Source organism: Isoptericola sp. NPDC057653 (assembly GCF_042799955.1).
Classification (GTDB): domain Bacteria; phylum Actinomycetota; class Actinomycetes; order Actinomycetales; family Cellulomonadaceae; genus Isoptericola.
Genome location: NZ_JBHVHP010000001.1, coordinates 1,930,274 through 1,950,642 on the forward strand (window position 1 = coordinate 1,930,274; position 20,369 = coordinate 1,950,642).

19 protein-coding genes are annotated in these 20,369 nt (G+C 75.3%); 8 read left to right on the plus strand and 11 right to left on the minus strand.

Annotated features, from left to right (window positions below):
* Window positions 1-100: 100 nt before the first annotated feature.
* Complete coding sequence (locus ACFU9A_RS08730; protein ID WP_430574838.1) at window positions 101-859, plus strand: DedA family protein; 759 nt, start codon at window positions 101-103, stop codon at window positions 857-859.
* Here ACFU9A_RS08730 and nhaA read toward each other — a convergent pair.
* Window positions 825-2,168 carry a Na+/H+ antiporter NhaA gene (nhaA, locus tag ACFU9A_RS08735; protein ID WP_430575364.1) on the minus strand — a complete coding sequence of 448 codons (1,344 nt, stop codon included), beginning with the start codon at window positions 2,166-2,168 and terminating at the stop codon, window positions 825-827. The genes ACFU9A_RS08730 and nhaA overlap by 35 nt on opposite strands.
* A gap of 64 nt (window positions 2,169-2,232) precedes the next feature.
* A complete protein-coding gene (locus ACFU9A_RS08740) occupies window positions 2,233-2,793 on the minus strand; it encodes a DUF1697 domain-containing protein (protein WP_430574839.1) in 561 nt (186 codons plus the stop codon).
* A 260-nt stretch (window positions 2,794-3,053) separates the two neighbouring features.
* On the opposite strand from ACFU9A_RS08740, the gene ACFU9A_RS08745 reads away from it, so the two are divergent.
* On the plus strand, window positions 3,054-4,421 hold the full coding sequence (locus ACFU9A_RS08745) for a PhoH family protein (RefSeq protein WP_430574840.1): 1,368 nt from the start codon (window positions 3,054-3,056) through the stop codon (window positions 4,419-4,421).
* Window positions 4,422-4,443: 22 nt separating this feature from the next.
* Here the strand turns inward: ACFU9A_RS08745 and ACFU9A_RS08750 are convergent, their stop codons facing one another.
* Window positions 4,444-5,802, minus strand: coding sequence for an FUSC family protein (locus ACFU9A_RS08750; protein WP_430574841.1), 1,359 nt, complete (start codon window positions 5,800-5,802; stop codon window positions 4,444-4,446).
* A 49-nt stretch (window positions 5,803-5,851) separates the two neighbouring features.
* Between ACFU9A_RS08750 and ACFU9A_RS08755 the strand changes: the two genes are divergently transcribed.
* Entirely contained in the window at window positions 5,852-6,361 is a 510-nt protein-coding gene (locus ACFU9A_RS08755) for a MarR family winged helix-turn-helix transcriptional regulator (RefSeq protein WP_430574842.1), read from the plus strand.
* A 179-nt stretch (window positions 6,362-6,540) separates the two neighbouring features.
* Here the strand turns inward: ACFU9A_RS08755 and ACFU9A_RS08760 are convergent, their stop codons facing one another.
* Window positions 6,541-7,977, minus strand: coding sequence for a class II fumarate hydratase (locus tag ACFU9A_RS08760; protein WP_430574843.1), 1,437 nt, complete (start codon window positions 7,975-7,977; stop codon window positions 6,541-6,543).
* Window positions 7,978-8,062: 85 nt separating this feature from the next.
* Here ACFU9A_RS08760 and ACFU9A_RS08765 point away from each other — a divergent pair, with 85 nt between their 5' ends.
* On the plus strand, window positions 8,063-8,620 hold the full coding sequence (locus ACFU9A_RS08765; protein WP_430574844.1) for a DUF1697 domain-containing protein: 558 nt from the start codon (window positions 8,063-8,065) through the stop codon (window positions 8,618-8,620).
* A gap of 28 nt (window positions 8,621-8,648) precedes the next feature.
* On the opposite strand, the gene ACFU9A_RS08770 is transcribed toward ACFU9A_RS08765, so the two are convergent.
* From ACFU9A_RS08770 to ACFU9A_RS08780, 3 genes are read right to left on the minus strand one after another with little or no spacing between them, the layout of a single operon-like run.
* The gene (locus ACFU9A_RS08770) at window positions 8,649-9,287 is read right to left on the minus strand and encodes a carbonic anhydrase (protein WP_430574845.1); all 639 of its coding nucleotides are present in this window, start codon (window positions 9,285-9,287) and stop codon (window positions 8,649-8,651) included.
* Window positions 9,284-10,219 carry a carbohydrate kinase gene (locus ACFU9A_RS08775; RefSeq protein ID WP_430574846.1) on the minus strand — a complete coding sequence of 312 codons (936 nt, stop codon included), beginning with the start codon at window positions 10,217-10,219 and terminating at the stop codon, window positions 9,284-9,286. Before ACFU9A_RS08775 ends, ACFU9A_RS08770 begins: the two co-directional genes overlap by 4 nt.
* Entirely contained in the window at window positions 10,216-10,512 is a 297-nt protein-coding gene (locus ACFU9A_RS08780) for an exodeoxyribonuclease VII small subunit (RefSeq protein ID WP_430574847.1), read from the minus strand. The genes ACFU9A_RS08775 and ACFU9A_RS08780 overlap by 4 nt, the downstream gene beginning before the upstream one ends.
* 114 nt (window positions 10,513-10,626) lie before the next feature.
* Between ACFU9A_RS08780 and ACFU9A_RS08785 the strand changes: the two genes are divergently transcribed.
* On the plus strand, window positions 10,627-12,246 hold the full coding sequence (locus ACFU9A_RS08785; RefSeq protein WP_430574848.1) for an ATP-binding cassette domain-containing protein: 1,620 nt from the start codon (window positions 10,627-10,629) through the stop codon (window positions 12,244-12,246).
* Window positions 12,247-12,249: 3 nt separating this feature from the next.
* Here ACFU9A_RS08785 and ACFU9A_RS08790 read toward each other — a convergent pair whose 3' ends face one another.
* A complete protein-coding gene (locus ACFU9A_RS08790; RefSeq protein WP_430574849.1) occupies window positions 12,250-12,879 on the minus strand; it encodes a TetR/AcrR family transcriptional regulator in 630 nt (209 codons plus the stop codon).
* Window positions 12,880-12,973: 94 nt separating this feature from the next.
* Here ACFU9A_RS08790 and ACFU9A_RS08795 point away from each other — a divergent pair, with 94 nt between their 5' ends.
* Window positions 12,974-14,197, plus strand: a complete 1,224-nt coding sequence (locus ACFU9A_RS08795) for an FAD-dependent monooxygenase (protein WP_430574850.1) — start codon at window positions 12,974-12,976, stop codon at window positions 14,195-14,197.
* Here ACFU9A_RS08795 and ACFU9A_RS08800 read toward each other — a convergent pair.
* Window positions 14,181-15,332, minus strand: a complete 1,152-nt coding sequence (locus ACFU9A_RS08800) for an epoxide hydrolase family protein (RefSeq protein WP_430574851.1) — start codon at window positions 15,330-15,332, stop codon at window positions 14,181-14,183. The two genes, ACFU9A_RS08795 and ACFU9A_RS08800, sit on opposite strands and share 17 nt — an antisense overlap.
* Window positions 15,333-15,393: 61 nt before the next feature.
* On the opposite strand from ACFU9A_RS08800, the gene ACFU9A_RS08805 reads away from it, so the two are divergent.
* A complete protein-coding gene (locus ACFU9A_RS08805) occupies window positions 15,394-16,353 on the plus strand; it encodes a helix-turn-helix transcriptional regulator (RefSeq protein ID WP_430574852.1) in 960 nt (319 codons plus the stop codon).
* On the opposite strand, the gene xseA is transcribed toward ACFU9A_RS08805, so the two are convergent.
* Window positions 16,322-17,611, minus strand: coding sequence for an exodeoxyribonuclease VII large subunit (xseA, locus tag ACFU9A_RS08810; RefSeq protein WP_430574853.1), 1,290 nt, complete (start codon window positions 17,609-17,611; stop codon window positions 16,322-16,324). The genes ACFU9A_RS08805 and xseA overlap by 32 nt on opposite strands.
* A 72-nt stretch (window positions 17,612-17,683) precedes the next feature.
* On the opposite strand from xseA, the gene ACFU9A_RS08815 reads away from it, so the two are divergent.
* Window positions 17,684-18,727 (plus strand): 4-hydroxy-3-methylbut-2-enyl diphosphate reductase, encoded by a 1,044-nt coding sequence (locus ACFU9A_RS08815; protein WP_430574854.1) that lies wholly within the window; start codon window positions 17,684-17,686, stop codon window positions 18,725-18,727.
* Window positions 18,728-18,769: 42 nt separating this feature from the next.
* On the opposite strand, the gene rmuC is transcribed toward ACFU9A_RS08815, so the two are convergent.
* On the minus strand, window positions 18,770-20,368 hold the full coding sequence (rmuC, locus tag ACFU9A_RS08820) for a DNA recombination protein RmuC (protein ID WP_430574855.1): 1,599 nt from the start codon (window positions 20,366-20,368) through the stop codon (window positions 18,770-18,772).
* Window position 20,369 lies beyond the last annotated feature (1 nt).

Here is a 20,369-nt window from a genome sequence, read left to right on the forward strand (position 1 = left end):
CGCCGCCAGGTGACCGGCCGGGCTCTCAGGGTCCCCCCAGGGTCGAACCGGGGGCACACCCCATGGTGGCCGGCGGCGGTCCCGGCGGAGGCTGGGACGCATGATCGACGCGATCGCCTCGCTGTGGGCCCAGCTGGAGAGCACGCTGTTCGCGCTCGTCGCCTCCGTCTGGGCGTTCCCCGCGCTGTTCGTGTCCACGGCCGCCGACGGGTTCTTCCCGCCCGTGCCCGGCGAGACCGTGATCATCATGATGGCGGTCGGCGCCGAGACCGGGCAGGGCGTGAACCTCGCCCTGGTGGTGCTCGTGGCGGCGCTCGGCGCGTGGTGCGGCGACCAGCTGGCCTACGCGCTCGGCCGGGCCCTCGGCACGTCGCGCGTGCCGTTCCTGCGCGGCCCGCGCGGGCAGCGCGCCGTGGCCTGGGCGGCCCGGTCGTTCGAGCGCCGTGGCGCCTCCGTCGTCCTCGGCGCGCGGTTCGTGCCCGTGGGCCGGATGGCGGTGAACGTCACCGCGGGCGCCGTCGGCTTCTCCCGCCGCCGCTTCATGGCGCTGTCCGCCGTGGCGTCCGTGGCCTGGGCGTGCTGGTCGGTGCTCCTCGGCGTCGTGGCGGCCGCGCCGCTCGGCGACCGGCCGCTGCTCGCCGTCGCGGTCGGCATCGTCGTGGGCACGGTGCTCGGCCTCGTCGTCGACCGCGTGCTGTCCGCCTGGGGCGCCCGCGCGGCGCGGGCCAGGACGGCGGCCGCCGCGTCCGCGCAGGTGGAGCGGCGCGAGCCGGCCCTGGCCGGCGCCGCGGTCGGGCCGCGGGTGCCCGCCCGGGCCGCCGCGCTCAGTGCTCCCGCCGGTCCTTCTCGTCCCCGATGAAGTCCTCGACGGCGTCGTCCACGCCGTCGAGGTTCATGTCCGCGGTGCGCGCCCGGCGGGCGTCCCACCGCAGGGTGAGGGCGCCGAGGAGCGCCGCGATCACGGAGCCGAGCAGGATGGCGGCCTTGGCCCCCTCGGTGTGCTCCGACGCGTGCCCGAACGACAGCTCCGACACCAGGAGCGCCACCGTGAACCCGATCCCGGCGAGGAACCCGACGGGCAGCAGGTCGCGGACGCCGATGCCCTGCGCCAGCCGCAGCGGCGTCAGCCGGGTGACCAGCGCCGTCGTGCCGAGCACCCCCACGAGCTTGCCCACGACGAGGCCCACGGTGATGGCCGGCACCACCGGCTGGGAGAGGATCTCCGCGGCGCCGCCGCCGTCGACCAGGTTCACGCCCGCTGCGAAGAACGCGAAGACGGGCAGGGCCACGCCCTGCGACCACGGCCGCACGGCCTGCTCGTAGCGGTGGGTGCGCGGCTCGGCCTCGCCGTGGGCGGGGCGGGCGGCGACGGTGAAGCCCATGAGCACGCCCGCGACGGTGGCGTGCACGCCCGACGAGTGCATGAACGCCCACGCGACGACGAACAGCGGCACGAGCACCCACCAGCGCGGGTTGCGCGAGCGCACGTACCAGCCGAAGACGGCGATCGTGACCAGGGCGGCACCGAGGTACGCGAAGCTCAGGTGCTCCGTGTAGAAGATGGCGATCACGACGATCGCGAGCAGGTCGTCGACCACCGCGAGCGTGAGCAGGAAGGTGCGCACGGCGGTGGGCAGGCCCTTGCCGAAGACGGCGAGGACGCCGAGCGCGAACGCGATGTCGGTGGCCGTCGGGATGGCCCAGCCGCCGAGGGCGCTCGGCTCGCCCAGGGCGACGACGGTGACCGCGTAGATGATCGCGGGCACCGCCATGCCGCCCACGGCGGCGAGCATCGGGACGCCCGCCTCCTTGGGGCTGCGCAGGCTGCCGGCCACGAACTCGTGCTTGAGCTCGACGCCGACGACGAAGAAGAAGATCGCGAGCAGCCCGTCGGCGGCCCACTCGGCGACCGTGAGGTCGAGGTGGACGGGCACCGGCCCGATGCTGTCGATGCCGACCATCGCCTCGGAGAGGGCGAGGTACCACTCGCGCCACGGCGCGTTCGCGCAGACGAGGGCGAGGACGGCGGCGGCGATGAGGAGCGCGCCGCCGGTGGTCTCGCGGGAGGCGAAGCGGCGCAGCCGCGGGCCGAAGGACGGGGTGCGGGTCTCGGTGGTCAGGGTGAGCTCCAGTCCGGTCGTGGGGTCGATCGTCTCCCGGCGTCCCAGCCGGTGCCACCGACCAGACTTCCCGGCTCACCGCAGGCCAGCGTACCCGCCGCGGGCCCCTGGCTCAGGTCGCGTCGCGGGCCATCGCGACGAGGCGCGCGAGGGTGTTCCAGTTGCGCCCGGTGGTCCAGGTGCCCGCGGCGCGGTCGAGGGCGGCGGCGGTGAGGCGCGACCGGCCGATGCCGTCGACGTAGTCGACGAAGAGCACGCCCTCCGCCACGGCGAACCGCTCCGGGTTCTTCTCCGCCAGCGCCGCGACCCCGTCGGGGTCGACCGGGTCCGGCCCCACGTGCACCTGCACGTGCGACGGGTGGTCGGCGGTGGCGTCCGGGAACGGGTCGGCGTCGAGGAGGGCGGCGGCCCGGTCGGCGGGCAGGGCGACGGCGCGCACGTCCCCGCCGAGCCGGTCGGCCAGCGCCGCCTCGACGCGCGCGGCGACGGCGTCGTCGCCCGCGTCGCCGGTGCCGACGAGGTTGCCGCTGTTCGCGTAGGTCCGGGCGTCGTCGAGGCCCGCCGCGGCCGCGGCCTCCCGCAGGTCGGCGGCGCTCACGCGGCGATGGGGGCCCAGGTTCACGCCCCGCAGCAGGACGACGTACGCGGTGCGCGCGGGCTCGGAGGATGCCATGGGGCCCATGGTGCTCGCCGGGCCGCCCGGCGGCGCGCCGGGGTCCGGCGTGTGAACGGCGGGTGACAAGTTCCCGACCCGCCGACGCGGGGGTGGTGGCGCGAATCACAGCGTCGTAGTTTGGCGCTCAGGGACGGTGTCCAGCCGTCCTCGGGGAGGCCAGCCGATGGGGTTCACGCTCCGTGCGGGAGGGCCGGCTCCGGCCCGGCGCCGCACGGCGTCCCCGGCCCGGCCGCCCGCCCACCAGGAGGGAGCTCGCCGTGGCCCGAACCGCACCCGTCCCTGAGCGCGACAGCGCCGACGCGGACGGCACCGCCCGTCGCACGTTCGTCATCGACACGTCCGTGCTGTTGTCCGACCCCCGGGCGATCTACCGCTTCGCCGAGCACGACGTCGTCCTGCCGGTCGTCGTCGTCACGGAGCTGGAGGCCAAGCGGCACCACGCCGAGCTCGGCTACTTCGCCCGCAGCGCCCTGCGGATGCTCGACGACCTGCGCGTGAAGCACGGCAGGCTCGACGCCCCGATCCCGGTCGGCGAGGTCGGCGGCACCCTGCGCGTGGAGCTCAACCACACCGACCCGCAGGTGCTCCCGGCGGGCTTCCGCCTCGGCGACAACGACACGCGGATCCTGTCCGTCGCGGCGAACCTCGCCGGCGAGGGGCGCGACGTCACCGTGGTCTCCAAGGACCTGCCCATGCGGGTCAAGGCGTCGGCCGTCGGCCTGCGCGCGGAGGAGTTCCGGCACGAGCTCGCGGTCGACTCCGGGTGGACCGGGATGCGCGAGATCGACGTCGCCGACGAGCAGGTCGCCACCCTGTACGAGGGGGGCGAGGTGGAGCTGGCCGCCCTCGACGCGGAGGTGGTCGAGGCGGCGTCGCCGCTGCTGTGCCACACGGGCCTCGTCATCCACTCGCCGGGGGGCTCGGCCCTCGGCCGGGTGACCGCCGACAAGACGGTCCGCCTCGTGCGCGGCGACCAGGACGTGTTCGGCGTGCACGGCCGCTCGGCGGAGCAGCGCGTCGCCATCGACCTGCTGCTCGACCCGGAGGTCGGGATCCTGTCGCTCGGCGGGCGTGCCGGCACCGGCAAGTCCGCGCTGGCCCTGTGCGCCGGTCTGGAGGCCGTCCTGGAGCGGCGGCAGCACCGCAAGGTGATCGTCTTCCGGCCGCTGTACGCGGTGGGCGGGCAGGAGCTCGGCTACCTGCCCGGGTCCGAGTCCGAGAAGATGAACCCCTGGGCGCAGGCCGTGTACGACACCCTCGGCGCGCTGGTCTCGCCCGAGGTGGTCGACGAGGTCATCGACCGTGAGATGCTCGAGGTGCTCCCGCTCACGCACATCCGCGGGCGCTCCCTGCACGACGCGTTCGTCATCGTCGACGAGGCCCAGTCCCTGGAGCGCAACGTGCTCCTCACGGTGCTGTCGCGCATCGGGCAGCAGTCGCGCGTCGTGCTCACGCACGACGTCGCCCAGCGGGACAACCTGCGCGTGGGCCGGCACGACGGCGTCGCCGCCGTCATCGAGGCGATGAAGGGCCACCCGCTCTTCGCGCACGTCACGCTCACGCGGTCCGAGCGGTCGCCCGTCGCGGCGCTCGTCACGGAGATGCTGGAGTCGCTGGAGATCTGACGCGCTCCGCCCGCGCCGCCGGTCAGGCCTCGGCCGGCACGGCCGGCCGGCGGCGCGGGTGCACCAGCACGACGGCGAGCACGCCGACGACGGCGCCGAGCACGGTGTCGAGGGCGCGCGAGGCCGCGATCCCGGCGGGGTCGACCGCGCCGCCGAGGGACGTCATCAGCAGGGCCATGGGCGTGATCGTGAGCATCGCCAGCCCGTAGTGGCGCCCGACGACGACCTCCGTGACGACCTGCAGCACCACGACGACGACGCAGGTCGCGGCGAAGGACAGGTGCGCCGCCAGCAGCGGCCAGGCGAGCAGGGCGCCCAGCACGGTGCCGCCCCCGCGCTGCAGGGCGCGGACGACGGCGTGCCGGGTGCTCGCGCCCTGCAGGGTGGCGGTGGCGCCGAGCTGCGCCCACGCCGGGTGGCTCAGGCCGACGGCGGACGTGCCGGCGCCGGCGACGACGCTCGCCAGCACGACGCGGACCCCGGCGAGGCGCCACCCGGGGACGCGCCAGCCGGCCCGGAGGTCGTCGACCAGGCGGCGTCGCGGCGGCAGGTCGTCGGCGGGCGCGGCGGGTGTGCCCTGCACGGCGGCGGACGAGGAGCCCAGGGCCGCGGCGAAGGCGGCGAGCTCGGCCGCGAGCACGCGGGCGGTGTCGCGCGTGCGGCGGTGGGAGAGGTCGTCGGCCAGCACGTCGCGGGCCCGGGCCACGGCGGCGGAGGCGGCCCGCGCGGCGTCCGGGGCGACGTCGGGGCCGGCGTCGAGCGACCTGCGCACCGCGTCGGCGGCCCGGCGGACGGCGAGGCGGGCCGGTGCGCTCGGCCGGACGAGGTAGCCGCTCATCCCGACGAGCCACGCGACGACCGCGCCGAGCGCGAACGCGACGCCGCGCTCGGTGACGTCGGACCACGCGAGCGGTCCGACCATGCCGCCGGCCGCGGCGAAGACGACGATGCTCGCCCCGGGAGGCCCGGTGCGGACCAGGACGCTCAGGGCCGTCGCGAGCCCCGCGACGAGCGCCACCACCGCGAGGACCACGACCGTGGGGGCGCCCGCGGCCGTGAGGCTCGCCGTGAGCACGAAGGCGGCGACGAAGACGACGGCGACGCCGGTCAGGAGGGCCGCGCGGCGCCGGTACGGCTCGTACCGCCCGTACAGGATGACGAGCGCCCCCAGGGAGGCGAAGGCCGCCAGGTCGGTGCGGCCGACGGCGGCGCTGAGCCCGAGGACGACGGCCGCGGCGGCGCCGACGCGCAGCGCCGCGGCGAGCGTGGCGTCGGCGGGGCTGATGCGCAGCGCGGCACGCAGGTGGGCGGGGTCGAGGACGTCGCGGGCGCTGGTCAGCACGGGGGAGGGGGCAGGGGAGGGCGCGGGGGAGGAGGGCATTGCCGACCATGATAGTTCACAGGTAAATCATCATGGAAGGATTGACGGTGTGACCTCTATCCTGGTCGCCGTGGACTACATCGAGCGCGTGCGCGCGCAGTGGGCCGAGCGGCTGCCCGAGGTCGACACGTCGCCGGCCGAGGTCGGGGCGCGGGTGCGGCGGATCGCGGCGCTGCTGGAGGCCGAGCTCGCCGACGACCTCGCGGCCCGCGACGTCACGCGCGCCGAGCTCGACGTCCTCACCGCGCTGCGGCGGTCCGGGCGCACCCTGCGCGCCGGCGAGATCACGACGATGACGGGCTCGCCCGGGGCGTCGATCACCAAGCGGCTGGACCGGCTGGAGCGGGCCGGGCTGGTGGAACGGGCCGTGCACGAACGCGACAAGCGCGGGGTGCTGGTGGCGCTCACCGCGGCCGGGGAGGAGCTCGTCGACGAGCTGTTCCCGCGGCAGATCGAGCACGAGCGGGCCGCGCTGGGCGACCTGTCCGAGGCGGAGCGGGCCGAACTCGGCCGGCTGCTCGCCGTCGTGCTGCGCCGGCTGGACCCGAAGGACTACTGACGCGGGGAGGCGTCGCAGTCAGGTGGAACCCCCCAGCCCCGCGCCCCGAGGGACGCCTCCCCGCATGCGCCGAGACTAGCAGGTGAGGTTAGCCTTACCAACCCTCTTCTCGAAGGGTGGGAGAACGCCGACGGCGGCGGCCCCGGTGGGGGCCGCCGCCGTCGCGGTGCAGGCGGGTGTCAGGCCTGCGGGGGCTTCGTCATCGACAGCACGTCGAGGGCCGAGTCGAGCTGCTCCTCGGTGACCTCGCCGCGCTCCACGAAGCCGAGGTCGACGACGGCCTCGCGCACCGTGAGGCCCTGCTTGACCGAGTGCTTGGCGACCTTCGCCGCCGCCTCGTAGCCGATCACGCGGTTCAGCGGCGTGACGATCGACGGGGACGACTCCGCGAACGCGCGGGCCCGCTCCACGTTGGCGGTGATGCCGGACACGGTCTTGTCGGCCAGCACGCGCGACGCGTTGGCCAGCAGGCGGGTCGACTCCAGCACGCCCTGGGCGATGACGGGGATCTGCACGTTGAGCTCGAACGAGCCGCTCGCGCCGGCCCACGCGACCGTGGCGTCGTTGCCGATCACGCGCGCGGCGACCATGAGCACGGCCTCCGGGATCACCGGGTTGACCTTGCCCGGCATGATCGAGCTGCCCGGCTGCAGGTCGGGGATCGCGATCTCCCCAAGGCCGGTGTTCGGGCCCGAGCCCATCCAGCGCAGGTCGTTGCAGATCTTGGTGACCGACACGGCGATGGTGCGCAGCGCGCCGGACAGCTCGACGAGACCGTCGCGCGCCGACTGCGCCTCGAAGTGGTCGCGCGCCTCGGTCAGGGGCAGGCCCGTGTCCTCGCGCAGCAGCTCGATGACGCGCTGCGGGAAGCCGGCGGGGGTGTTGATGCCGGTGCCGACGGCCGTGCCGCCCAGGGGCACCTCGGCCGCGCGGGGCAGCGCCGCCCGCACCCGCTCGACGCCGTACCGGATCGCGGCGGCGTACCCGCCGAACTCCTGGCCGAGCGTCACGGGGGTGGCGTCCATGAGGTGCGTGCGGCCGGACTTCACGACCGTCGCGAACTCGTCGGCCTTGGCGCCCAGCGCGTCGGCCAGGTGCTCCAGGGCCGGGACGAGGTCGTGGATCGCGGCCGCGGTGGCGGCGACGTGGACCGACGTCGGGAAGACGTCGTTCGACGACTGTGAGGCGTTGACGTGGTCGTTCGGGTGCACGTCCTTGCCGAGCGAGCGCGTGGCCAGCGTGGCCAGCACCTCGTTGGTGTTCATGTTCGAGGACGTGCCGGAACCCGTCTGGAACACGTCGATCGGGAAGTGGGCGTCGTACGCGCCGGAGGCGACCTCGTCGGCGGCGGCGACGATCGCGTCGGCGATGTCCTGGTCGAGCACGCCGAGCTCGGCGTTGGCGCGCGCGGCGGCCTTCTTGATCCGGGCCAGGGCCTCGATGTGCCCGCGCTCGAGCGTGGTGCCGGAGATCGGGAAGTTCTCCACGGCCCGCTGCGTCTGCGCGCGGTAGAGCGCGTGCGCCGGGACGCGCACCTCGCCCATCGTGTCGTGCTCGATGCGGTACTCGGTCTCGCCCGCGCCGGACGCGCCGGGGACGACGGTGTCGGAAGTCATGCCTCTATCGTGCCGCACCCGCGAGACCGGTCCGTCGTGAGCCGGGTCACGCCCCGGCGTCGGTGGCGGCCGTCAGGATGGTGCCGTGACGTTCACCCACGTGGTCCTCTACCGCGCGATGAACCTGGGGCACCGCGGCAGCCCGGTGCGCGCCGACCTCGAGGGCGCGCTGCTCGAGGGCGGCGCGGCGGCCGTGCGCTCGTTCCAGACCAACGGCACGGTGCTGCTCGACGTCGGGTCGGGCGGGGACGACGTCGCCGGCGCCGTGGCCCGCGCGGCGGCGCCGGTGCTCGCCGACGTCTGCGGATACGCCGGGACGGCGCTGGTGCGCTCGCTGGACGACGTGGCCGCCGCGGTGGAGGGCGACCCGTTCGCGCTCACGCGCGACGGGCGGACGTACCGCGAGACGGTGACCTTCGTGGACGGCGGGCAGCCCCTGTCCGTGGCGCTGCCGTGGACGGACGCGCGCGACCTGCTCGACCTCGTGGCCGCCCGGCCGGGGGTGGTGCTCGGGGTGGCGCGCGGCGGCCCGGGCGCCGGCGGCGACCCGAACCCCGCCGTGGAGCGGTTCACGGGCGGCGTCGCCACCACCCGCACCCTCGGCACCGTGCAACGGCTGCTCGCCGCCGCCGCACGGGCCTGAGGGCTCCGGGGGCGAAGGTCAGGGGGCGTCAGTCGACCGGCTGCTCGCCGACCTCGCCGTCGACCGCCACGAGGCGGGCGCTGCCGTCGTCCAGGTCGTAGACCACGCCGACGACGGCGAGGCGGCCGGCGTCGATCGCCGCGGCGATCGCGGCGGAGTAGCCGCGCAGGAGCGCGACCGTGTGCTTGACGTGCTCCGTGCGCAGCACGTCGGGGTCGATCGGGCCGGCGATGCCCTGCCGGCTCGTGAGCTCGGCGACCGACGGGATCACCTTGTCCACGACGGCGCGCACGAAGCCCGGGGGCTGCTCGCCGGTGGCGAGCGTGTGGGCGGTCGCCGCGACGGCGCCGCACGAGTCGTGCCCGAGGACCACGACGAGCGGGGTGTGCAGCACCTCGGTGCCGTACTCGATGGAGCCCAGCACCGTGGTGTCCACCACGTGCCCCGCCGTGCGCACCACGAAGACGTCGCCCAGGCCCTGGTCGAAGATGATCTCCGCGGCGACCCGCGAGTCCGAGCAGCCGAAGATCACGGTGTGGGGGTGCTGGACCGTGCGCAGCTCGTGCCGGCGGACGGCGTCCTGGTCCGGGTGCTCCGGCTCGTCGCGGACGAACCGGCCGTTGCCGGCGCGCAGCCGGTCCCAGGCCTCGGTGGGGGTGATGCTCATGCGTGCTCCTTCGTTGCGAGGTCCAGCTCCCGGGCCCACGGCGGGTTGGCGCCGGCGCGCGAGACGGTCACGGCGGCGACGGCGGCGCAGCGGGCCAGGAGCCGCTCGGTGTCGGCGACCGGGATCGCGCGCAGCGCGTCGCGCCGCGAGGCGCCGAGCAGGTCCGTGGACCACAGGCCGTCGAGCAGGGCGCCCATGAAGGAGTCTCCCGCACCGACGGTGTCGACGACGTCCACCCGCGGGGCTGCCACGGTGACCTCGCCGGCCGCGGTGACCGCGGTCGCGCCCTCGCCGCCGAACGTCACCACGACGAGCGCCGGACCGGTGGCCTGCCACGCGCGGGCGACGTCCAGCGGGTCGGCGCCGGGGGCGAGCCATGCGATGTCCTCGTCGCTGACCTTCACGACGTCGGACAGCGCGACCAGCTCCTCGACCCGCGGGCGCACCGAGGCGGCGTCGCCCATGAGCGCCGGGCGGGCGTTGGGGTCGTAGCTGACCGTGGCGACGCGGCGCGCGTCCTCGAGCACCTGCCGCACCGCCGCGTCGCCGGGGGCGAGCATGGCCGCGATCGAGCCGGTGTGCACCGCGAGCGTCCCGTCGGTCGCGCCCGCGCCCGCGGGCACCTGCCACTCGAGGTCGAACTCGTAGGTGGCGGCGCCCGTCGCGTCGAGGGTCGCCTGGGCGACGCTCGTGCGGTCGGCGCCGTCGCTGCCCGGCGTCAGCGCCACGCGGGACTCCGCGAGCCACGCCCGCACGTCGTCGCCGCGGGCGTCGCGCCCGAGCCACGTCGCGAGCCGCACGTCGCGGCCCAGCCGGCCCAGGGTCAGGGCGACGTTCGCCAGGCTGCCGCCGGGGTGCTCCTCGTGCGAGCCGTCGGTGCGGTGCACCACGTCCACCAGGGCCTCGCCGACGGCGAGCACGTGCGCGCTCACTCGTCGTCCTCCGCGTCCTCGGCACCGGCGGTGGCGCCGGCGGCGCCCGCCTGGGCGGCCGCGAGGCGCTCCCGGGCTCCGTCGAGCCACTGCTGGCAGCGGGCGGCGAGCGCCTCGCCCCGCTCCCAGAGGGCGAGGGAGGCCTCGAGCGGCTCGCTGCCGGCCTCGAGCCGGGCGACGACCTGGACCAGCTCGTCGCGTGCCTGCTCGTAGGTCAGCCCGGAGACGTCGGCGGGCAGGTCGGGGGACGCGCCGGCCGCTGGGGTCGGGGCGTCGAGGTTCGCGTCGGTCACGGGGGACAGTCAACAACATGGCGCCGACGCGATGACAGCGCAGTCCACCGGGCGGTCGGGGACGCGGTCGGAAATGCCTTGCGAGCGCGCGGGCGGTCGGGCAGCGTGCCCGCCATGGGTCATCTGGAGGTGGCGCACGTGGAGCACGTGCTGCCGGACGGTCGCACGCTGCTCGACGACGTCTCGTTCCGCGTCCCCGAGGGCAGCGCGACCGCACTGGTGGGCCCGAACGGCTCGGGCAAGACCACCCTGCTGCGCCTGCTGTCGGGCGAGCTGACCCCGCAGGCCGGCTCCGTCACCGTCACGGGCGGCCTCGGCGTCATGCCGCAGTTCGTCGGCTCCGTGCGCGACGCGAGCACGGTGCGCGACCTGCTCGTCGCCGTCGCCCCGCCGCGCGTCCGTGACGCGGCGCGCGCCGTCGACGCCGCCGAGCTGGCCATCATGGAGGTCGACGACGAGCCCGCCCAGCTCGCGTACGCGCAGGCGCTCGCCGACTGGGCCGAGGTGCGCGGCTACGAGGCCGAGACGCACTGGGACGTGTGCACCGTCGCCGCCCTCGGCATCCCGTACGAGCAGGCGCGCTGGCGCGAGGTGCGCACCCTGTCCGGCGGCGAGCAGAAGCGTCTGGTGCTGGAGTCGCTGCTGCGCGGCACCGACGAGGTGCTGCTGCTCGACGAGCCGGACAACTACCTCGACGTCCCGGGCAAGCGGTGGCTCGAGGACCAGCTGCGCGCCACCCGCAAGACCGTGCTGTTCGTCTCCCACGACCGCGAGCTGCTGGCCACGGCGGCCGACCGGATCGTGTCGATCGAGCCCGCGCCGTCGGGCGCGGACGCGTGGGTGCACGGCGGGTCGTTCGCCACGTTCCACGAGGCCCGGCGCGAGCGCTTCGCCCGTTTCGAGGAGCTGCGGCGGCGGTGGGACGAGAAGCACGAGCAGCTCAAGCGGCTCGTGCGGGAGCTGCGGCAGGCCGCCGCGAACAGCGACGCGCTGGCGTCCCGGTACCGGGCCGCGCAGACCCGCCTGACCAAGTTCGAGGAGGCCGGCCCGCCGCCCGAGCCGCCGCGGGAGCAGGACATCCGCATGCGCTTGCGCGGCGGCCGCACCGGCGTGCGCGCGGTGACGTGCGAGCGGCTCGGCCTCACGGGCCTCATGCAGCCGTTCGACCTCGAGGTCTTCTACGGCGAGCGCGTCGCCGTCCTCGGGTCCAACGGCTCGGGCAAGTCGCACTTCCTGCGGCTGCTCGGGGGCGACGACGTGGCGCACACCGGCGAGTGGCGGCTCGGCGCGCGCGTCGTGCCGGGCGTCTTCGCGCAGACGCACGCGCAGCCGGAGCTGTTCGGCCGCACCCTCACCCAGGTGCTCTGGGAGGACCACGCGCGCGACCGGGGTGCCGCGATGTCCGTGCTGCGCCGCTACGAGCTGACCGTCGCCGCCGACCGCGAGTTCGACCGGCTCTCGGGCGGGCAGCAGGCGCGGTTCCAGATCCTGCTGCTCGAGCTCGCCGGGTGCACGGCGCTGCTGCTCGACGAGCCCACCGACAACCTCGACCTCGCGAGCGCGGAGGCCCTGCAGGAGGGCCTGGAGGCGTTCGACGGCACCGTGCTCGCCGTCACGCACGACCGCTGGTTCGCGCGCGGCTTCGACCGGTTCCTGGTGTTCGGCGAGGACGGCACCGTGCGCGAGACGCCCGAGCCCGTCTGGGACGAGAGGCGCGTCGTCCGGGTGCGCTGAGGGTCAGCCCCGGCGCGCCGGGCGCGTGGCCCGGGACCGGCGGCCCGCGACGACGTCGAGCACGTTGTCGACGAGCCGCTCGGCGGCGTCGCCGGTCGCGTCGGTGATCCCGAAGGTGGAGCCGAGGTGCGCCGGCGCGACGAGCAGCAGGACCAGGTCGAGCGGGTCGAGCTCGGTGGTCCCGCTCGCGTCCAGCAGCTGCTGGAAGAGGTCGAGCCGTGGTCGCAGCAGCTCCTCGGTGCGCTCGGGGCTCAGGTGTGCCTCGCGGGACGCCCGGACCAGGGCGTCGACGAAGGCGAGGCCACCGGGGCGGTCGAAGGCGTCGAGCAGGCCGCGCGTGTACGCGAGGAGGTCGGCGCGCAGGTCGCCGGTGGCGCGGACCGGTGAGGCGGCGTTGACGTCGGCCACCGCGACGTCGAGCACGAGCGCGTCCCGGGTGCGCCAGCGGCGGTAGATCGTGGCCGCGTGGACCCCGGAGCGGGCCGCGACCGCGGAGATCTCGGGAGCCTCGCCGCCGTGCTCCGCCATCAGCTCGCGCACCGCCCGGTGCACGGCCTCCCTGGTCCGGGCCGTGCGGCCGCCCGGACGCACGGTCCCGGTCGACTGGAGGCCGGGGTCGGTCGCGTCGGTCATGACACCACCTTAACGCAACGACTGTTGCGTCAACGGTTCGAGCGCGCTACGTTGCAAATGCAACGAGAGTCGCATCAACAGCGGAGGTGGCGTGATGTCCAGAGTGCTGGTCGTGGGTGCGGGGATCGCGGGGGACGCGCTCGCGGTGCTGCTCGACAGGGCAGGGTGGCAGGTGACCGTCGTGGAGATCGCGCCCGGCCTGCGGTCCGGCGGGCAGACGGTCGACCTGCGCGGGGACAGCCGGGACGTGCTCGCCCGGCTCGGGCTCCTCGACGCGGCGCTCGCGGCCACGATCGAGCAGCGCGGCCTCGCGTGGATCGACGAGCGGGGGAGGCGGCGCGCCGAGATGCCCGTCGAGGCCTTCGGCGGGGCGGGCTTCGTCTCGACGGACGAGCTGCTGCGCGCCGACCTGGCCCGGTTGCTGCACGACGCGACCGGCCCGCGCACGCGGCACCGGTTCGCCGACACCGTGACCGGGCTGACCGGGACCGGCCACGGCGTGCGGGTCGAGTTCCGACGGCACGCTCCGGAGGACTACGACCTCGTCGTCGGGGCGGACGGCGCGCACTCGGTCGTCCGGCGCCTCGCCTTCGGGCCGGAGGAGGCCTTCCGGCGTCCGCTGGGGCTGGCGCACGCGTGGTTCACGCTGCGCGAGGCACGGACGACCCCGCCGACCCCGCCCCTCGACGGGTGGTTCCTCATGCTCAACCTGCCGGGGTCCCGGGTCGTCGAGGCGCGGCCCGGGCACGCCGGCGAGCAGGAGGTCGGCTTCACGTTCCCCGCCACCTCCCTGCCGCCACGCGGCGACACCGAGGCGCGGCTCGCCCTGCTCGAGCGGACCTTCGCGGGGGAGGGCTGGCGCACGGCGGAGCTCCTGGCGGCCGCGCGCGTGGCTGACGACCTCGCGCTCGACACCTACGACCAGGTCCACGCCGACACGTGGTCCCGGGGCCGCGTCGTGCTCCTGGGGGACAGCGCCTGGTGCGCGAGCCCCCTGAGCGGCCTCGGCACCGCGCTCGCGCTCCGGGGCGCCGCCACGCTCGCCGACGCGCTCGGACGGGAGGCCCCGGCGGACGTGGGCGGGGCGCTCGCCGGGTACGAGGCCGCGATGCGGCCCGTGGTCGAGCGGGCGCAGGCCATGTACCCCGGACGGGTCCGGTCGTTCGCGCCGCGCACGCGGCTCGGCATCGCGGCCATGACCGGCGTGATGCGGCTGGTCCAGCGCGGCCCGGTCGGCGCGTTCCTCACCCGGCACGTCGGCGACTACGGGCGGGCGCCCGAGGCGGCACCCGCCCCGCCGGTCACGACCGGCCGCTGAGGAAGGCGCGCAGGTCCGCCGCCAGCAGCTCGGGCTCCTCCATCGCGGGGAAGTGCCCGCCCTCGGGGTGCTCCACCCACTGGTCGATCCCGCCCCAGGCGTTGAAGACCTTCGCCATGAGGGGATGGGTGTCGAAGACCGACCAGGCGGAGGGCACCTCCGCGGCGGAGAGCCAGTCCAGGCCGGAGTGCGTCGCCTCGTAGTAGAGCTGCGCGCTGGACGCGCCGCTGCGGGTGAACCAGTACAGCGACACGTTCGTCAGGAGCTGGTCGCGGTCGACGGACTCGTCCGGCGTGCGGCGGGTCGGGTTCGTCCACGTCTGGAACTTCTCGGCGATCCACGCGAGCTGGCCGACGGGCGAGTCGGTGAGGGCCGGCCCGATCGTGTCCGGGCGGTGGTTCTGCATCTCGAAGTAGCCGTGCTCGGCGGCGTCGGCCGCGCGCACCGCCTCGATCTGCGCGACCTCCTCGGCCGAGAGCCCGTCGGGCATCGGGTACTGGTCGCCGACCATCCCGAGCGACCGGCCGTCGCTCCCGACGTGCGTGCCGATCACGCGCTGCGGGTACAGCGCGGCCAGGCGGCCGGTGGTGCCGGCGCCGATGTCGGTGCCGTGCACCGCGAACCGGTCGTAGCCGAGCCGCGTCATGATCTCCGCGTACGCCTCGGTGGTCCGCGCCACCTCCCAGCCGGTGCCCGACAGCGGCGTCGAGTACCCGAACCCGGGCAGCGACGGCACGACCACGTGGAACGCGTCCGTGAGCAGCGGGACCAGCCGCTGGTACTCGACGAACGACCCCGGCCACCCGTGGCACAGCAGCAGGGGGATCGCGTCCGGGTTCGCCGAGCGGACGTGCTGCACGTGGAAGGTCTGCCCGTCCACGACGGTCGTGAGCTGCTCGTCGGAGTTGAGCGCGGCCTCCTGTGCGCGCCAGTCGAACCCGTCGCGCCAGTACTCGGCGAGCTCGCGCAGGTACGGCAGGGGGATGCCGCGGCTGAAGTCCGTGCGGTCGTCGCGGCCGGGCACGGGCAGGGGCCAGCGGGTGCGCGCCAGCCGGTCGCGCAGGTCGTCGAGATCGGCCTGCGGCACGTCGATGCGGAAGGGGACGAGGGCGGTGTCCGCGCTGTTCGTGGTCATGGCTCCACGCTCCCAGGAAACGCGGAAGACTTGCTTCCGCGATCGGTGAGAAACTCCGAGGGTGCTCGAGACCTCGGCCCGCCTGCTCCAGCTCCTGTCCCTGCTGCAGCTGCGGCGGGACTGGACCAGCGGCGAGCTCGCCGACCGGCTCGGGGTCAGCACCCGCACGGTGCGCACCGACGTCGGCAAGCTGCGGTCGCTCGGCTACCCGGTCGAGGCCCGTCCCGGGGTCGCCGGCGGCTACCGCCTGGCCGCCGGGACGGCGATGCCGCCGCTGGTGCTCGACGACGACGAGGCGGTCGCCGTCGCCGTGGGGCTCGGCGTCGCGGCGAGCACGGGCGCGGGCGGCGGGGAGACGTTCCTCACCGCGCTGGCGAAGCTCGAGCAGGTCATGCCCTCCCGGCTGCGGCGCCGCGTCGAGGCGGTCCGCGAGGCCACCAGCGTGGTGCCGGGGACGGACCCGCCCCCGGACCTCGAGGTGCTCGGCGCCGTCGCCGCCGCGATCCGGGCGCACGAGCGGCTCCGCTTCGGCTACACCGCGCACGGCGGCGCCGAGACGACCCGGCACACGGAGCCGCACCGCGTCGTGCGCTGGGGATCGCGCTGGTACCTGCTCGCCTGGGACCTCGACCGCGCGGACTGGCGGGTCTTCCGGGTGGACCGGATCACCCCACGCCCGCCCACCGGCGCGCGGTTCCGGCCGCGGGCCGTCCCCGAGGACGCCGTGCAGCGGTACGTCGTGGCCCGGGTGGGGCGGGCGACCTGGCGGTACCGCGCCCGGATCCTCGTCCACGCGCCCGCCGAGGACGTCGTGGCGAGGATCGGCTCGCCGCTCGAGGTCGAGGTGCTCGGGCCGCGGACCTGCCGCCTGGAGGTGGGCAGCGACGACCCCGACCAGCTCGCGCTCTGGGTCACCCAGCTCGGGATGGACGTCGAGGTGCTCGAGGGCGCCGAGCTGGCCGCCGCGTTCGGCCGTCTGGCGACGCGCCTCAGCCGCGCGGCGCGGGAGACGTCGCCGTGACCGCCGCCTCCAGCGCCCCCTCGGCGACCCGCACGTGCACGGCGTCGCCGGGGGAGACGTCGCGGGCCGCGCGGACCACGTGCCCGTCGGCGCGCTGCACGACCGCGTAGCCGCGGGCCAGCGTCGACTCGGGGGAGAGGGCACGCACCTGGGCCGCCAGCCGGCCGATCTCGCCCGACGCGCGCAGCAGCGCGGCGTCGAGCAGGTGGCGTGCGTGGCGCACGTGCTGGGCGAGCTCGCGCTCGCGGGCGTCGACCGTCGTCTGCGGGTGCGCGAGCGACGGCCGCGACCGGAGCGCGTCGAGGCCGTGCTGCTCCCGCTCGACGCGCGCGGTGACCGCGGCGCGCATCCGGCGGCGCGCCTGGTCGAGGCGCTGCCGCTCCTCGGCGACGTCGGGCACCACCCGCTTCGCGGCGTCGGTCGGGGTGGACGCGCGGTGGTCGGCGACGAGGTCCAGCAGCGGCGCGTCCGTCTCGTGGCCGATGGCGCTGACCAGCGGCGTCGTGCACGCCGCCGCCGCGCGGACGAGGGCCTCGTTGCTGAAGGGGAGCAGGTCCTCGACGGACCCGCCGCCGCGCGCCACGACGATCACCTCGACCTCCGGGCGCGCGTCGAGGTCGGCGAGGGCGGCGCTCACCTCGCGCACGGCGTCGACGCCCTGCACGGCGACCTCGCGGATCTCGAACCGCACCTGGGGCCAGCGGGCCCGCGCGTTGACGACGACGTCGTGCTCGGCCTTGGACTCCCGCCCGCACACCAGGCCGACGACCGCGGGGAGGAACGGCAGCGGGCGCTTGCGGTCGAGGTCGAACAGGCCCTCCGCGGCGAGCACCCGGCGCAGCTGGTCGATGCGGGCGAGCAGCTCGCCGACGCCCACCTGCCGCACGGCGGTGGCACGCATCGACATCCGGCCCGTCTTGACCCAGAACTCCGGCTTGGCCTGCACCACGACGTGGTCGCCCACCTCGGGCTTGTGGTGGAGGCCGTCGAAGACGCGCGTCAGCATGTGCACCGGCAGGGACGCCTCGACGTCGGTGTCGCGCAGCGTGACGAACTGCATGCCGGCCCGGGGCCGGTAGGTGTGCTCCACGACCTGGCCCTCGACCCAGACCAACGACATCTTCGCGACGTAGTCCCGGATCTTCGCGGACAGCAGGCGCACGGGCCACGGGCGCTCCGCCGTCGTCTCGCGGGCGAGCTCGGGCAGGGGCAGCGGCTGGGCTTCCGGCGGGGACTCGTCAGGCACGGCGTCCAGCATGCCCCACGCCCCCGACGGCCACCGCCGCCGCCCGTCACAGGACGTCCACACCCCCGCACCTAGACTGGCCGCGTGACTGCGACCGTTCCGGCCCCTTCCGTCCCGACGTCGACCAAGCGCGTGCTGCTGGCCGCGCCGCGCGGCTACTGCGCGGGGGTCGACCGCGCGGTCGTGGCGGTGGAGAAGGCCCTCGAGACCTATGGCGCCCCGGTGTACGTGCGCAAGGAGATCGTGCACAACAAGCACGTCGTGGAGACGCTGCGCGACCGGGGCGCGATCTTCGTCAACGAGACGGACGAGGTGCCCGAGGGCGCCCGGCTCGTGTTCTCGGCGCACGGGGTCTCGCCCGCGGTGCGCGAGTCGGCCGCCGCGCGCGGCCTCGACACCATCGACGCCACGTGCCCGCTGGTGACCAAGGTGCACAAGGAGGCCGTCCGCTTCGCGAAGGACGACTACGACATCCTCCTCATCGGCCACACCGGCCACGAGGAGGTCGAGGGCACGGCGGGCGAGGCGCCCGACCACGTGCAGGTCGTGAACTCCCCGGACGAGGTCGACCAGGTGCAGGTCCGCGACCCGCACAAGGTCGTCTGGATCTCGCAGACCACCCTGTCCGTGGACGAGACGATGGAGACCGTGCGGCGCCTGCGCGACCGGTTCCCGGAGATGCAGGACCCGCCCAGCGACGACATCTGCTACGCCACGCAGAACCGCCAGGTCGCGGTGAAGAAGCTGTCGCCGGAGTGCGACGTCGTGATCGTCGTCGGCTCCGCGAACTCGTCGAACTCGGTCCGCCTCGTCGAGGTGGCGCTCCAGGCCGGCGCGCGCACCGCGTACCGCGTGGACCGGGCCACCGAGATCGAGGACGCCTGGCTCGACGGCGCGGCGACCGTGGGCGTCACCTCGGGCGCGTCGGTGCCGGAGATCCTCGTGCAGGACGTCATCGCGCACCTCGACGCGCACGGCTTCGGCGACGTCGAGGAGGTGCGCACCGCGACGGAGGACCTGATGTTCTCCCTGCCGCGCGAGCTGGCGCGCGGGCTCAAGGCCGCGGGCCAGGAGGAGAAGCGGCCCCGCCGCGGCGCACGTACCGCGCTGCCGGTCGAGCCCGCCTGACGTCGGCCGGGCGGGCGGCCCGCCCGACGACGGGCGACGGGCTCAGCCGGCGGCCGACTCGCCCTTGTCGTCCGGGTCCGCGGCGCGCTCGAGGTCGCGCTGCGCGGCGTCGACGAGGGACTCGACCGAGTCGTCCCGGCCGCCCTCGACCCCGAGGATGCCGAGGTCGACGACCAGGCCCTCCTCGACGGCGAGCAGCTCCGGCTTGGTGACCGCGCGCGTGGTGTCCTCGACCGCCTTCAGCGGCTCGAGGGACTGGCCGGCGTCCACCACCTTGAGCTCGACCATGCGGCGCGCCTGCGGCAGCACGCGGGTCTCGAGCGACCCGACGAACGCGTTGTAGTGCTTGGTGGCGGTGGTCATCGACTGGCCGAGCTTGGTGATGCTCTTGGTCATCGTGACGATGCGGGCGTACAGCTCCTTGCCCGTCTGCAGCACCTTCTGGGCGTCCTCGGCGATGGCGTCCTGCTGCCACGCGTACGCCACGGTGCGCAGCATCGCGACGAGCGTCATCGGGGTCGCGACCAGCACGCGCTTGCGGATGGCGGTCTCGAGGAGGTCGGGCCGGCGCTCGACGGCCGCGGCGAGGATCGGCTCGGCCGGGACGAAAAGGACCACGAACTCGGGGGCGGCGTCGAACTGCGACCAGTAGGCCTTGTCGGCCAGCACGTCCACGTGCTTGGCGAGGTCCTTGGCGTGGGCGTCGAGCTCCCTGTCACCCTCGGCGGAGCCCTCGGCCTGCTGGGCGCGCAGGTACGCGCTGAGCGGCACCTTCGCGTCGACCACGATCGTCTTGCCGCCCGCCAGGCTGACGACCAGGTCGGGGATGAGGGTCTCGCCCTCGGCCGTCGTGCGGTGCACCTGCGCCTCGAAGTCGACGTGGTCCATCATCCCGGCCGCCTCGACGACGCGCTTGAGCTGGAGCTCGCCCCACACGCCGCGGGTCTGGTTGGAGCGCAGCGCCGAGACGAGGTCGCTGGTGCCGACGCGCAGCTGGGAGTTCACCGTCTCGAGCTGTCGCAGCTGCTCCGTGAGGGCGGTGTGTCCCTGGAGGCGTGCCTGCTCGGCGGTGTCGACCCGGGCGTTGACCTTGTCGAGGGTCTTGCTCATCGGGTCGAGCAGGGCGCGGATGGCCTGCTCGCGCTGGGCGAGCGTCTCGTCGTTCTTCTGCGTGCTGCGCTGCAGGCGCTCGTCCGCGAGGTCGAGGAACTGCTTCTGGTTGGCGGCGAGCGCGTCGTTGGCCAGCGCGCGGAACCGCTGCGCGGCCGCCTCCTGGTCGCCCTTCGCCTCCGCGAGCTGCCGCTCGAGGTCCTCGCGCACCTGGACCAGCAGGCGGTCGGCCTGCTCGCGGGTCTCCACGACGCGCCGGTCCGCCTCGTCGCGGGCCCGGTCGAGGTCGCGGTCGGCGAGCTCGCGCTGCTCCGCGAGGCGGCGTGCGGTCTCGTCGCCCGCCTGCGACAGGCGGCTGCGCAGCTCGGCGGCGTCGCGCCGCAGGGTCTCGAGCTCGCCGTGCTGCTGGACCCGCTGCATCTCCTGCGACCGGCCCGCCTTGGCCGCACGGTTCGCGTGCCCCATCCATCCCAGCAGCGCACCCACCACGAGGGCGCCGGCGATCAGGAGCAGGGCGAGGGGCGTCGTCATG